Genomic DNA, 14098 nt, shown 5'->3' with positions numbered 1-14098 from the left:
CATGACTTCCTCGTCCCTGCCGATCAGCCGGCGCCGACTGCTGGCGGCGGCCGGCGCGTCGACGGCCGTCGGCCTGCTGCGGTTCGCCCCCGAGGCCGCCGCGACCGACGGCCCCGGAAGCTACACCGCGAGCTGGTCCTCCGTGGACCAGCACCCCCCGGCCCCGGCCTGGTTCCAGGACGCCAAGTTCGGCATCTACTACCACTGGGGCGTCTTCAGCGTCCCCGCCTTCGGCAACGAGTGGTATCCGCGCAACATGTACATCGGCGGCTCGTCCGAGAACAACCACCACAAGGCCACCTACGGCGACCCCTCGGCCTGGCCGTACAGCAACTTCATCGACGGCGCCCGGGACAAGGCGGGCAACTTCGTTCAGTTCGCCCCGAAACTGGTATCCCAGGGCGGCAAGTTCGATCCGGACGCCTGGGCCCGGCTGTTCAAGGCCGCGGGCGCCCGGTTCGCCGGCCCGGTCGCCGAGCACCACGACGGCTTCTCCATGTGGAACAGCCGCGCCAACCCGTGGAACTCGGTCCAGCACGGCCCCAGACTGGACCTGGTGGGGCTGCACGCGCAGGCCATTCGCGCACAGGGGCTGAAGTTCATGGCCTCGCTGCACCACGCCTACCACTTCAACGGCTTCTACGACCACGTGCCGAACCAGTCGGACCCGACGCTCCGCATCCTGTACGGCCAGCAGGGCTCGGCCGCGGAGAACAAGCTCTGGTACGACAAGCTGGTCGAGGTCGTCGACGGCTACCAACCGGACCTGGTCTGGCAGGACTTCGACCTGAACCTCGTCCAGGAGTCCTACCGGCTCCAGTTCCTCGCGCACTACTACAACCAGGCCGTCGCGTGGAACAAGGACGTGGTCGCGACCTACAAGGACGGCCTCAACAACAAGGGCGAGGTCTTCGACTTCGAGCGCGGCGGCCCGGCAGGTCTGCTCACCCCCTACTGGCTGACCGACGACAGCATCTCCTCCTCCAGCTGGTGCTACACGGTGGGCATCGGCTACTACTCGACGCAGGCCATGCTCCACTCACTGATCGACCGGGTCAGCAAGGGCGGCAACATGCTGCTCAACATCGCCCCGATGGCCGACGGCACCATCCCCTCCGGGCAGCAGTCCATCCTGCTCGCCATGGGCGACTGGCTCGGCCGCTTCGGAGAGGCGGTCTACTCCACCCGCTCCTGGTCCAGTTACGGCGAAGGCCCCACCAAGATGGGCGGAGGCTCGTTCAGCGGACCGGTGGCCGGCAAACCGCAGGACATCCGCTTCACCCGCAGCCGGGACAACAAGGTCCTCTACGCCACCGCCCTGGGCTGGCAGGGCGGCACCATGACGATCACGACGCTGAACTCCAACCAGATCAACCTCAGCAGCCTGACCGGCGCCCAACTGCTCGACAACACCGCCGGCACCTACATCAACCTGCCCGCACCGACCCAGGACGCGTCCGGCCTGCACCTCACCATGCCCTCGTCCAACCCGCCGTTCAGCGCACTGGCGTACACGGTCAAGCTGACCTTCTCCGGCGAGATCCCCGTCCTGGGCGCGCCGGGCGGCTCCACGACCTGGGTCAGGATCGCCAACGTGACCAGCGGACTGGTGCTCGACAGCGGAGGCAACGTCGCCTCCGGTTCCAACCTCAAGCAGTGGAACTACGACGGCAGCACCAACCTGCAGTGGCAGCTGATCGACCTGGGCAACGGCTACTACCGCATCATGAACCGCACCAACGGCATGGCCGCCGACAGCTGGGGCAACGCCGCCAACGGCGCTCCCGCCCGCCAGGAGGCGTGGAACGGCGGCAACAACCAGCAGTGGTCGCTCAACAGCCTCGGCGACAACCGCTACCAGATCGTCAACCGGGGCACCGGCACCGCCCTCGACGGCAGCGGCAGCACCACGGCCGGCTCCACCACGGTGCTGTGGACGCCGAACTCCAGCACCAACAACGCGTGGACCATCACCGGCGTCTGAAGACGACTACGGAAGAAGGTGCGTATGAAACGCAAACCATTCTTAATGGCCCTCGTTGGCCGCGCTACTTCTCGTCCTGACCACTGCGGGCACCTCGTTCAGCAGCAGCCTCAGGGCACCCGCTGCGGCGAGCGCGGGCTGCGGCAAAGCCCCCACGCTGACCAGCGGCAACCACACGATTCAGAGCGGCGGCCAGAACCGCAGTTACATCCTGCGGGTCCCGGCCGGCTACGACAGCAACCACCCCTACCGGTTGGTCTTCGGCTTCCACTGGCGGGGCGGGACAGCCAATGACGTCGACTCGGGCGGAACGGACGGCTACAACTGGTCCTACTACGGCCTCCGGCGCCTGGCGGACAACGCGAACAACAGCACGATCTTCGTCGCCCCCCAGGGCAACGGAAACGGCTGGGCCAACCCCGGTGGCCAGGACGTGGCCTTCGTGGACGCCATGGTCAACCAGATCGAATCGGGCCTGTGCGTCGACACTACCCAGCTGTTCTCCGCCGGCTTCAGCTACGGCGGCGCGATGTCGTACGCCCTCGCCTGCTCCCGGGCGACGGTCTTCCGCGCGGTCGCGGTCTACTCCGGCGCGAACCTCAGCGGGTGCAACGGCGGCAACCAGCCCATCGCCTACATGGGACTGCACGGCCTCAGGGACAACGTGCTGCCCATCCAGTCGGGACGAGACCTGCGCGACACCTTCGTCCGGACGAACGGCTGCACTCCGCAGAACCCGCCCGAGCCGGCCAACGGAAGCCTGACGCACATCATCACCACCTACTCCGGATGCCGGTCCGGATACCCCGTCGTCTGGGCCGCGTTCGACGGAGCGGGCCACGACCCCGGTCCCATCGACGGCTCCACCGGTGACGGCTGGCGCACCTGGACGTCGGCGGCGGTGTGGCAGTTCTTCACCCAGTTCGGCTCGAACCAGCCGCCGCCCCCGCAGTCCGGCAACCAGGAGATCGTCGGCCAGCAGTCGGGACGCTGCCTCGACATCAACAACTCGACCACGGCGAACGGCACGCAGGCACAGCTGTGGGACTGCAACGGCGGCTCCAACCAGCGGTGGACCTATTCCGCCGGAAAGCAGCTGGTCGTCTACGGCAACAAGTGCCTGGGCGTCGGCCAGGGAGCGGGCAACGGCACCCCGGCGGCGATCTGGGACTGCAGCGGACAGCCGGACCAGCAATGGAACGTCAATGCCGACGGCACGATCACAGCAGCCCAGTCGGGGCTCTGCCTGGACGCCAACGGCCAGGCGACCGCCAACGGGACGAAAGTCCAGCTGTGGAGCTGCTCGGGCGGCGCCAACCAGCACTGGCGCCTGCAGAACTGAACGATTGACGTCCTGAGTTAACGACGATAACTTATCGTCGTTAACTCAGGACGGGAGCAGCTCGTGGTCACACTTGAAGCCGAAGAGGTCTACGCGCTCGCGCCGTACGCCAAGACGCTCGGGGTCGAGTTCGAGGAGATCGCGGCGGCCGGCGTCCGGGCCAGGCTGGCGCACGATCTCTCCCTTTCCACGGTGGGCGGCGGCCTCCACGGAGGGGCGCTGATGGGGCTCGCCGATGTGTGTGCCGCCGTGTGCGCCGCCCTCAACGGACCGGTCGGCGCCGCACCGGCCACCGTGGAGTCGAGCACGCATTTTCTTCGGCCCGCACGCACGAGCGTCGTCGCGACAGCCCGTCCCCTGCGCCTGGGGCGCAACACCGTCATCGAGGTCGACGTCCACGACGAGAAGGGCGAACTTTGCGCCCGGGTGACCCAAGTGGTCACCGCCGTCGTGCCGAAGGCACCCTGATACATGTCTGCGACCGCTTCCCGGATGCGCGCCGCCAAGGGCCAGGGCGGGCTGCTCCGAGACCAGCTCCTCGACATCGCCGATCAGCTGCTGGAGGACGGGGGCGCCGAGGCGCTGACGATTCGTGCCGTGGCGACAAGTGCGGGAGTCAGCCCGCCGGCCGTCTACCTCCACTTCGCCTCGAAGCGGGAACTCGTCCATGCGACGTGCCTGCGGGTATGGAGCTCCCTGCTCAGCGAGTTGGAAGCAGTGTCCCGGGACATCCCGGATCCCGTGACGGCGCTGTACGAGATCTGCGTCGCCTACATCGCGTTCGGACTTGATCATCCTTCTCAGTACCGGCTCGTGATGACGGGTGAGGCCACCGAGGCCAGCCGCCGGAACGAGGACGAATGCTTTCGCTATTTCCGCGACAAGGTCGCGGCCTGCGCTGATGCCGGGGTGCCTGTGACGAGCAGGACAGAGACCGCCAGAGTGTTGTGTGCCGGCGTGCACGGGGCGGTTTCCCTGCTCATCCACCAAGACCGTGACGCCTGGCCTCCGGACCGCGATCGCTACGTCGGACGGGCGGCGTCCTCTGCCGTCCACGGCGCGCTTCTCACCGCATCCCACACGTCCGGACCCTCGATGGCCGACGTGACGCGGTCGGGCTGACCCCGGGTGCCTCGACGGCACCCGGGGCGCTCGGATCAGACGACGGTACCGGTCACCGAACCGGCGTTCTTCGTCACGTGATAGGTCACGGTGGCGCCGCTCCAGAAGTGGAAGACGAGCGTGGCCTGCGTGTTGTCCCGGAGCGCGTTGAGGAAGTCGGAGGTGAGCAGGAGCCCGTTGCCGGAGTAGTCCGGGCTGAAGGACACGTTGAACTCCTGGTACGGACTCCAGTTGACGGGTCCGGCGTTGGAGCCGTCGGCGTAGGTGCCCTCCATGGTCGCCAGCTGGTCACCCCGGTACTGGGTGGGGATGGTGAGACCGCTGGTGGAGCCCGTCGCGTCGGAGAGCACCGGCCTGTCGTACGTGGTCACGTAGATCTGCCAGGGCAGTCCGCCGGAGTACCGGGCCTCGATGGTCGCGTTGGTCCCGTAGGCGCGGTTGCCCGCGAGTCTGGTGAGGGCGGCGGCCGTGAGGGTGAGCTGGTTGCCGGAGACGGTGTAGTCCTTGCCCTGCGCGAGTCGGGTGCTGCCCTGCCAAAGCCCCTGGAACGTGCGGCCGTTGGGGTTGAGGGTGAGGGTCCGGGCGGTGATCGCGCTCGACTTCGCCAGGAAGACCCGGTCCGAGGACGCGGTTCCCGAACGCGCGGTCCAGCTGGACCTGATCGCGGCGAACAGCGCCGGGTCGGACCATTGCAGGGTCGTGCGGTTCAGGAAAGCGAAGGTTCCGGGGTCCCACAGGGCCGTGGTGACGCGGGCGGTGCGGGCCTCGTAGCCGAACTGCTCGAAGAACTTCAGCGCCTCGCCCCGCTCGATCCGGGAGGGGTGGTTGGAGTCGGGGTAGGCCAGCAGCCCGTACTCACCGTTGTAGACGGGGATGCCCTTGGAGGTGAAGGTGGCGCGGATCCTGGCGAAGTGGTCGGTCATGTCCTTCTGCGAGGTGGCGTCGAACTGCGTGCCGCCTGCGACGTTCACGCTGAAGGGGTAGTAGCCGTAGTAGTGCACGGTGACCACGAGGTTGCTGTCGTTGAACGACTTCATGTTCGCGGCCAGGGCGTCCAGGAAGGCCTGGCCGGAGTTCGTGTGCAGCGTGGGCAGGACGAGCAGCCGGGTCGCGTTGTTGCCGCCGGACTGGCGTACGACGCTGTGGAACGCGGTGTTGAGCTCGTCGTTGTACTGGATGCCCTGGGCGTCGGTGGTGTTGTTGAACTGCGGCTCGTTGTTGCTCTCCAGGAGCAGGGAGCGCGGGGAGTCCTTGAACCTGGCGGCGATCTGGGTCCAGGTGGCCTTGAAGCGGGCCAGGACGCCGTCGTGGTCGGTGGGCATGGTGGCGATCCACTGCCACGAGTCGTGGTGGACGTTGAGCACGACGTACAGGCCGTCGGCCAGCGCCCAGTCGACGACCCGCTTGACGCGGTTCATCCAGGTCGCGTCGATCGTGTACGGAGCCGAGGACGACTGGTGGTCGGTCCAGGTGACGGGGATGCGGACGCTGCGGAAGCCCTGGCTCTTGATGGTGTCGAACAGGGCCTTGGTGGCCGCCGGGTTGCCCCAGGACGTCTCGTCGGGGATGGCGTCCAGGGTGTTGCCCATGTTCCAGCTGGGCTGCATCGCCGCCACCGTGTCCATGGGGCTCGCGGCGAGCGAAAGCCGTGCCGGGCCCTGGTGGGCGGGTGCGGCGAGGGCCGCGGTGCTGGTCACCCCGATCATGGTGACCAGCGCCAGCAGGAGACCCAGCACGCGGCCGGGACCGCGGCTGCGGCGGCCGGTGGGGTGGTGCGTTCCCGTCATCTCTGACCCTTCTGTGTCGGCCGAGCGGTGATTCCGCCCGTGGGGGGAAGTGCGTGCAGGTGGTCGAGGGAGGCGCGCCGGAGGGTGGGGGCTGGTCGGTCAGGGGCCGAGGGGGGTGTAGTCGTACCAGTCGAAGTGCACGGTGCCGGCCGAGGCGTACATGCCGATGACCCGGCCGGTGAAGCCGCCGGCCACCTCGGTCGACAGGTAACGGCCGTCGAGGGAGCCCAGTTCGGCGAACGTGCCGTCCGGCTCCTCGATGCCGAAGGTGAGGGTGTCCGGCCCGGTGCGGGGGCCCCGGGGCGGGGCGGGGGAGACCCGGACGCCGAGCACCACGGGGCCGGTGGGTACCGGCCGGGAGGCCAGGACGGTGCGCAGGGGCCCGACGCGGGCGTGCACCCGTACCTCTCCCTCGAACACCTCGATCTCGTAGTGGTGCTCCTCGTCCAGGCGGACGGCGAGCCCGCCGCGCCCCCGGCCCGCGTCGACCCTGGTGCGTGCCTCGCAGGCCAGGTGCCGCTGCCGGCGGCCGACGAACACGACGTCCGGTTGGTCCAGGGAGTCGCCGCGGGCACGCAGGGTCAGCCAGCCGGAACGTTCCTTCGTCGTGCAGTGCTCCGGGGAGCGGTCACGCGGGGAGATCCACTGCGGGCGCAGTTCGCCGAGGTCGAAGTCGTCCCGCGCGGGCTCGGCCGGTCCGGGGACCAACGGCCAGGCAGGTGCGGGCAGTTCGAGGGGAACCTCGCCCACGACCGGCCAGTCGTCCACCCACTCCACCGGCACCAGGAAGGTCTCGCGGCCCAGTACGTGCCAGCCCGGTGTGCCGCCCCCCGGCCGCACCGCCAGCAGCATCAACCACCACGAGCCGTCGGGAGCCTGGACGAGATCGGCGTGCCCGGTGTTCTGGACGGGCCGGTTGGTGCCCCGGTGAGTGAGGACCGGGTTGTGCGGGCAGGGCTCGAACGGTCCTGAGGGGGACGGCCCGCGGGCGATCGAGACGGCATGGCCGCGCTCGGTACCGCCTTCGGCGATGAGCAGATACCAGTAGGCGCCGATGCGGTACAGGTGCGGTGCCTCCGGGGCCATCGCGTCGGGGGCACCGGACCACACCTTGTGCGGCTCTCCGAGCGTCCTGCCCGTGTACGGGTCCAGGCGCACCTGGGAGACTCCGGCGACCGTGCACCAGGCGGTGCCGTCCTCGTCCCAGGCGAGATCCGGGTCGATGCCGGGCACCCCGGGCAGCCGTACCGGATCGGACCAGGGACCCGCGGGGTCGGTCGCCGTGAAGAGCATGTTGCCGTCACTGCTGACGTTGGTGACGATCAGCCAGAAGCGGCCGCCGTGATGGCGCAGGGTCGGCGCGTAGAGGCCTCCCGAGGAGGGCGAGTCCAGCGGCAGCCGCAGCTGGCTCGGCCGGTCCAGGGCGTTGCCGATCTGCGTCCAGTGCACCAGGTCGCGGCTGTGGAAGACGGGGATGCCGGGGAAGTACTCGAAGCTGGAGCACACGGCGTAGTAGTCCTCGCCCACCCGGCAGACGCTGGGGTCGGGGTGGAAGCCGGGGATCACGGGATTGGACACGGTGGCTGCCGCCCCCTGCTCGTCTGTCACCTGGTCAAAGCCTTTCACTCATCGTGTCGTTGGCGTGTGTTCGAGGCGGAGCAGCACCGCGGACGGGGCCGTGGGCAGCGTCAGCGTGAGGTCGGCGGTGTCGGGGTTCCAGTCGACGTCGGCCCCGCTCACGGTGGGGTGGAGCACCTCGACGCGGTCCGCGCGGCCGCGGAGGTGGGGCAGGGGGAGTGAGGTGGTGGGTTCGGTGCCGGGGCGGCGCCAGACGGTGAGGTAGGTGGTGTCGGGGGTGTGCAGGGCCAGGGCGATCCAGGGGTCGTCCCAGGCCGGAAGGCCGAGGGGCCAGGACGGGACGGCGTGCGCGAGGTCGGCGCGGATGGTCTTGTACGTGGCGACGGCCTCGTGGACCAGGGCCCGGGCTTCCGGGCGCAGGTCCGGCAGCCGACCGGAGAGATGGATCCGGCCCAGGAGGGCGTTGGCCAGGGTGAAGGCGACCTCGTCGAGTGAGTCCTCCGGCTGGGGGTAGGCCCAGACGGCTCCTTGTTCGGGGGTGACCGCGGTGGGCGCGGACGCGGCGATGGGTGCGTACAGCTGGAGGTTCTGCTGGTCGCTGGTGGACTGGAGCTGGAGCCGGGACAGCAGGGCGTGGTCCCAGCGCATTCCGCCTGAGGAGCAGTTCTCCACGACCAGGTGCGGGTATCGGTCGAGGATGCCGTCGAGCCAGTCGAGGTGGGCGCGGTTGTGGCCGAGCAGGCCCGCGCCCGGGGTCTCGCCCGGATGCGCGCTGGTGCCGGAGCCGGGGTCGATGTTGTGGTCGAGCTTGAGGTAGCCGATGCCCCACTCGCCGACCAGGCGGTCCACGACCTGGTCCAGGTGGGCTCGGGCGGCGGGGTGGCGCAGGTCCAGATGGTGGCGGCCGGTCTCCGTGACGCGGACGCCGTCGCGGCGGAAGAACGCCTCGTCGGGCAGGGACTTGGCCATGGGGCTGCGGACGCCGATCACCTCCGGCTCCAGCCACAGGCCGGGCACCATGCCACGCTGGCGGATGCGGTCGAGGACCTCGTGGATTCCGCGCTCCCCGGGGAAGCGCGAGGCCGCCGGCTCCCAGGCGCCCACACTGTCCCACCAGCCGCCGTTCTCGCCGTCGTACCAGCCGGCGTCGATGACGAAGTACTCCGCGCCCGCCTCGGCCGCCGCGTCGATCAGCGGCAGCAGCTTCTCCGTGGTGGGGTCGCCCATCAGGCAGTTCATGTAGTCGTTGAAGATGACGGGCAGCCGCTCGTGGTCGGTGTGCGGTCGGCGGGCGGCGCGGCGATAGCGAGTGAGCGCGGCGAACGCCTCGTCGGGGCCGCCGTCGTCACTGAAAGCGAGGGCCACGGGCACGGTGGTGAACCGTGCGCCTGCCTCCAGGGGATGCCGCCAGCCGTGGTGGGTGTCGGTCGGGCCGAACAGGGCCAGGTACGCGCGCGTGTCCCGTTCGCCGCACTCCCAGTGCCAGCCGCCGCCGTTGTGCTCGATCTGCCACACCCAGGTACGGCCGAGACGACGGTCCGTCAGGCCGCCCATGGGCAGCCGGCCGCAGCTGGACCACACGCCCCGACCGGTCTGGGTGAACTCACCCTTGCCGTTGTCGAAGACGACACGATCAGCGAGGACCGGAGAGGTCACGCGCATCGGCCGACGCTGCCAGCGGCACTCGGCGACCCAGTCGTTCTCGGCCCACAGCACGTCGGCGGCGTCGATGGCCTCCGGGCCGTCGGCGAGACAGCCCACGACGAGGGAGGAGACCGACTCCAGGTACAGGGTCGCCTCACCGTCGTTGCGCAGGGCCACCTCGGCACGCAGCACGGGCACACCGTCCGGTGAGCGGTAGGTGACCTCGGCGACGAGACCGGTCTCGGGGTCGTGGAGCTCGATGTGCAGCACGTGCCAGTCACCGTCGCGGCCGATGCGGTGGGCGCGGTAGCGGAGCCGCCCGCCGAGGGACGTGTCGATCAGGCGTCCGCCCGACCAGGCGCGGCCGTGGCCCGCGGCCGTCACCTCCACCAGCGGCAGCGGGGGCCAGTTCCGCCGCTCGGGCCGCGTCCCGCCGGGCAGGCCGATCCGCGTGAGCCGGGGAGTGCCGTCCTCCTCGACGCCGATTTCGACCTCAAGGGCCTGATGGCCCCACCGGAGGGTCTGCGGTGCGCTGGTCATGGGTGCCTTTCCGGGGAGGTGGGGGAGGTCAGGCGACGCGAGGCACGGCGCGGCCGAGCACGGGCGGAGCACCGGTTCGGCAACGTGCCTGATCAGGAAGCGCCATCAGCCGTCGCCCGGGGCGTGCAGGGCGACGGCCTCGGCCCGCGCGGGCGGACGAGGGCTGCGCGGTGCCACTCGTAGGTCATGGCGGCGGCCCTTCCCTTCACCGTTTCGAAGCGCTTCGCCTGGCCGGGAACGTTAATGGCACATTTCTCGGGCAACAAGGGGTGGCGCCGCCAAGAAGCTTTCTTTTACCGGCGACATCGACCGGGCTCTGGCCCCGATGGCGAAGTCGAAGCGCTTCAACAACGTGCCCAGAAAGTACGGCCAGACGGCGGACATCTGGCAGGCGACGGCGGCACCAGCACTCGGCGGGGGCGTCGAACGGTGTGCGACAGGTGGGAGTGCGGGTGGCAACCGGAGCCGCAGGGTGAGACGGAGGCGGGCAGGCAGCCTGTCAGAAACGCGACGGGACGGTTCCCTCCGCGGCACGGCCCGACCCCCTGCCGACAGGCCATGAGCAGCCGACGCCCCGTCCGAAGGGCAACGGCACGCGGCTCAGTCCCACAGTTCACCGCTGTCGCACACCCGCGCACCCATGTTGCGCTCCATCATGTGCAGTGCCGCGTCCGCGAGGTCGGAGTGGATGTGGGCGACCGCGTCGCGCGGGACGACGACCTCGAAGTGGCGGATGTGGGCGTCGAGGGCGGAGTAGAGCACACACTGCTCCGTCACCTGGCCGCACAGGACCAACCGTTCGATGTCCTGCTGGCGCAGCAGGTAGGACAGCGGCGTCTCGAAGAACACCGAGTGCCGTGCTTTGAGCACGAACAGCGACGAGCGGTCCGGTTTCACCGGTTCCACCAGGTCGGCGTGCGGCCCAGCGAGAGCCTGCTGCAGCAGCTCACCGTGATGAGAGCGCCACTCACCGAAGTTGTCATTGACGTAGATCACCGTGATGCCCCTCGACCGAGCTGTCTTCAGCAGGTCGGAGAGGACCGGAACCACCTTGCGAGCCGAGGGAAGCAGCAGCTCGGCGTCCTGGTGGTCGTAGGTGTTGATCATGTCGATGACGATCAGTGCGGTCTTGCTCATGACCCCCGGGTTCCCGGTGCAGGGGGTGTCAACAGGGACTGGGGCACTGTCTTGGCCGTAGAGCAGCCGCGACGGCTGAAAACCGGCGCCCCATGTGCCGATTTGCCGGGTGCGCAGGGTCAGTTCAAGCCGTTGTCTTGATGCTTACATGACAACGTTGGGCACGCAGTGCCACTCTTCTCCGAGAAATCACAGTTTCCTCACAGGTTCAACGCGCGAGACCAGTCGCGTTTCCGTCACCCCCCACCTCCTTCCACCCGCATGCCGTGCAGCGCTCCGGACCGGCGTACCCCGCCGATCCGCCTCCTCCACGGCCCCCACCACGGGCCGGCTCTCGTACCGAAGGAGAACCCGTTGTCCCTGACCCACCGCGCGCTCGTGCGACGCAGACGCGCAAGTGCCCTTGCCCTCACCGCCGTTGGCTCCCTGCTCGTGGTGGCCGCCCCCGGTCTGGCCGGTGCGGCCCCGGCGGACCCGGGGCGTGCGAAGATCACTGCCACCCCACGGGCCGGCGCGACCCAGACCTCCCTGACCCCCGCCCGCCGCACCGCCCTGGTCAAGAGCGCCCGGTCCGCGGCGGCCGACACGGCGCGGCGCATCGGTCTCGGCGCCAAGGAGAAGCTCGTCGTCAAGGACGTCATCGCCGATGCCGACGGCACCACGCACACCCGCTACGAGCGCACCTTCGCCGGCCTGCCGGTCCTGGGCGGCGACCTCGTCGTCCATGACAGCAGTGGCCGTACGACCGTCACCAAGGCGAACGCGGCACGCCTCTCGGTGCCCACGCTCAGCCCGAAGATCACGGCTGCCGGGGCCACCGACAAGGCTCTCGCGGCCTCGAAGAAGGATCACGTCAAGCGCGCTGAGGTGGAGAACTCCTCCCGGCGGGTGATCTGGGCCGGCACCGGCAAGCCCGTCCTGGCGTGGGAGACCCTGGTGAAGGGCGTCCAGCGGGACGGCACGCCCAGCGAGCTCCAGGTCGTCACCGATGCCGCCACCGGCAAGGAACTCCTGGCCGCCGAGAAGGTGCACACCGGCGAGGGCACCGGCCAGTACGTCGGGACGGTCCCGCTGGGCACCACGCCGTCCGGATCGACGTACCAGCTCGTCGACGCCGACCGCGCCGGACACAAGACGTACGACCTGAACCAGGGCACCTCGGGCACCGGCACCCTCTTCACGGACGACAACGATGTCTGGGGCACCGGCCTGCCGTCCAACCGTCAGACCGCGGGCGTCGACGTGGCCTTCGGAGCCGCGGCCACCTGGGACTTCTACAAGGAGGCCTACGGTCGCAACGGCATCCGCAACGACGGTGTCGCCGCCTACAGCCGTGCCCACTACGGCAGCAACTACGTCAACGCCTTCTGGCAGGACTCCTGCTTCTGCATGACCTACGGCGACGGCTCGGGCAACACGCACCCGCTCACCGCGCTCGACGTGGCCGCCCACGAGATGAGCCACGGTGTCACCGCCGCCACCGCGGGCCTGGTCTACTCGGGCGAGTCCGGCGGCCTGAACGAGGCGACCTCCGACATCTTCGCCGCCGCCGTCGAGTTCCACGAGAACCTCGCGGCCGACCCCGGCGACTACTTCGTCGGCGAGAAGATCGACATCAACGGCGACGGCACGCCGCTGCGTTACATGGACAAGCCCTCCAAGGACGGTGACTCCAGGGACAGTTGGAGCTCCGACCTGGGCGGCATCGACGTCCACTACTCGTCCGGCCCCGCGAACCACTTCTTCTACCTGCTCTCCGAGGGCAGCGGCGCCAAGACCGTCAACGGCGTCTCCTACGACAGCCCGACCTCCGACGGCCGTCCCGTCACCGGCATCGGCATCGAGAACGCCGCCGCGATCTGGTACCGCGCGCTGACGACGTACATGACCTCGACGACCAACTACGCCGGCGCTCGCACGGCCACCCTGTCCGCCGCCGCAGACCTGTTCGGCGCCTACAGTCCGACCTACCTCGCCGTCGCCGACTCCTGGGCGGCGATCAACGTCGGCAACCGCATCGCCCTCGGCGTCAACCTCGCCCCGGTCGCCGACCAGACCAGCGGCCTCAACCAGGCGGTCAGCCTCCAGCTGGACGCGTACACCACCAACACCGACGCCACCCTGACCTACGAGGCCACCGGCCTGCCCGACGGCCTGACCATCAGCCCGACCGGTCTGATCAGCGGCAGCCCGACCACCCTCGGCACCGGCGACGTCACCGTCAAGGTGACCGACAGCACCGGCGCGAGCGCCTCGGACACCTTCAGCTGGCACATCGCCTACGTCTACGCCAACGCCACCCGGGTGGACATCCCCGACAACGGGGCAGCCGTGGAGTCCCCGGTGACCATCACCGGCCGCGACGGCAACGCCTCCGCGACCACCACGGTCTACGTCAACATCGTCCACACCTACCGCGGTGACCTGACGGTCGACCTCGTCGGCCCCAACGGCACCGTCTACTCCCTGCTCAACCGCAGCGGCGGCTCCGCCGACAACGTCGACCAGACCTTCACGGTCGACGCCTCCGCACAACCGCTCAACGGCACCTGGAAGTTGCGCGTGCAGGACCGGGCGTCCATCGACGTCGGGTACATCGCGCGCTGGCAGTTGGCTCCCTGACCTGACAGCACCGCCCGCCGCCCGGATCCCTCAGGGATCCGGGCGGTTCCGTTCGAGGCCTGTGGAAGACCTTTGACCGAGATCGCGGCTGAAAGTCGGCGACGTCGACGGCGAGTTTCGGCCGACCGGGCGAACTCCTCTCGTCCGTCAGCACGTTCTGGTGACCCCTCTGGTGGCTCCTCGCCGCATCGAATGTTTCGGGATTCCCGGCGAATCATGCGAGAAGTATTGACGCAGTTCTGCGGTTCCCTATCATCCAGATTGCTCGATAGTTCGACTGTTGTTCGACATGACGAACAAGAGGGCCGCTCCACTCGCACACCAGGACGTCACCGCACACGT

At 69.2% G+C, this 14098-nt stretch carries 9 protein-coding genes; 5 read left to right on the top strand and 4 right to left on the bottom strand.

The window, feature by feature from the left end; translation table 11 throughout:
- The first annotated feature begins 1 nt into the window (after position 1).
- The 4 genes from RKD20_RS01850 to RKD20_RS01835 all read left to right on the top strand — a co-directional run bounded on the left by RKD20_RS01850 (position 2) and on the right by RKD20_RS01835 (position 4448).
- A complete protein-coding gene (locus RKD20_RS01850; protein ID WP_424876061.1) occupies positions 2-1984 on the top strand; it encodes an alpha-L-fucosidase in 1983 nt (660 codons plus the stop codon).
- A gap of 55 nt (positions 1985-2039) precedes the next feature.
- Entirely contained in the window at positions 2040-3326 is a 1287-nt protein-coding gene (locus tag RKD20_RS01845; RefSeq protein ID WP_424876060.1) for a ricin-type beta-trefoil lectin domain protein, read from the top strand.
- Between the two features lie 63 nt (positions 3327-3389).
- Positions 3390-3794 (top strand): PaaI family thioesterase, encoded by a 405-nt coding sequence (locus tag RKD20_RS01840; RefSeq protein WP_020121529.1) that lies wholly within the window; start codon positions 3390-3392, stop codon positions 3792-3794.
- 24 nt (positions 3795-3818) lie between these two features.
- On the top strand, positions 3819-4448 hold the full coding sequence (locus RKD20_RS01835) for a TetR/AcrR family transcriptional regulator (protein WP_424876059.1): 630 nt from the start codon (positions 3819-3821) through the stop codon (positions 4446-4448).
- A 35-nt stretch (positions 4449-4483) separates the two neighbouring features.
- Here the strand turns inward: RKD20_RS01835 and RKD20_RS01830 are convergent, their stop codons facing one another.
- The 4 genes from RKD20_RS01830 to RKD20_RS01815 form a co-directional block, all read right to left on the bottom strand.
- Positions 4484-6235 carry a cellulase family glycosylhydrolase gene (locus tag RKD20_RS01830; protein WP_424876058.1) on the bottom strand — a complete coding sequence of 584 codons (1752 nt, stop codon included), beginning with the start codon at positions 6233-6235 and terminating at the stop codon, positions 4484-4486.
- 99 nt (positions 6236-6334) lie between these two features.
- Entirely contained in the window at positions 6335-7843 is a 1509-nt protein-coding gene (locus RKD20_RS01825) for a glycoside hydrolase family 43 protein (protein ID WP_424876057.1), read from the bottom strand.
- A gap of 18 nt (positions 7844-7861) precedes the next feature.
- On the bottom strand, positions 7862-9997 hold the full coding sequence (locus RKD20_RS01820) for an alpha-galactosidase (protein ID WP_424876056.1): 2136 nt from the start codon (positions 9995-9997) through the stop codon (positions 7862-7864).
- Between the two features lie 600 nt (positions 9998-10597).
- A complete protein-coding gene (locus RKD20_RS01815; protein WP_424876055.1) occupies positions 10598-11134 on the bottom strand; it encodes a cysteine hydrolase family protein in 537 nt (178 codons plus the stop codon).
- Positions 11135-11488: 354 nt separating this feature from the next.
- Here RKD20_RS01815 and RKD20_RS01810 point away from each other — a divergent pair, with 354 nt between their 5' ends.
- Positions 11489-13756, top strand: a complete 2268-nt coding sequence (locus tag RKD20_RS01810) for a M4 family metallopeptidase (RefSeq protein WP_424876054.1) — start codon at positions 11489-11491, stop codon at positions 13754-13756.
- Positions 13757-14098 lie beyond the last annotated feature (342 nt).

The organism is Streptomyces sp. SLBN-8D4, from assembly GCF_049739545.1.
GTDB classification, from domain to species: Bacteria; Actinomycetota; Actinomycetes; order Streptomycetales; family Streptomycetaceae; genus Streptomyces; species Streptomyces canus_C.
The sequence above is the reverse complement of the archived record's forward strand: the minus strand, read 5'-3'. Positions and strand labels throughout refer to the sequence as shown.

Excerpts from the sequence above, each read along its gene's own strand:
- RKD20_RS01850 (WP_424876061.1), top strand. The coding sequence starts at position 2 with ATGACTTCCTCGTCCCTGCCGATCAGCCGGCGCCGACTGCTGGCGGCG.
- RKD20_RS01835 (WP_424876059.1), top strand. The coding sequence starts at position 3,819 with ATGCGCGCCGCCAAGGGCCAGGGCGGGCTGCTCCGAGACCAGCTCCTC.
- RKD20_RS01830 (WP_424876058.1), bottom strand. The coding sequence starts at position 6,235 with ATGACGGGAACGCACCACCCCACCGGCCGCCGCAGCCGCGGTCCCGGC.
- RKD20_RS01820 (WP_424876056.1), bottom strand. The coding sequence starts at position 9,997 with ATGACCAGCGCACCGCAGACCCTCCGGTGGGGCCATCAGGCCCTTGAG.
- RKD20_RS01815 (WP_424876055.1), bottom strand. The coding sequence starts at position 11,134 with ATGAGCAAGACCGCACTGATCGTCATCGACATGATCAACACCTACGAC.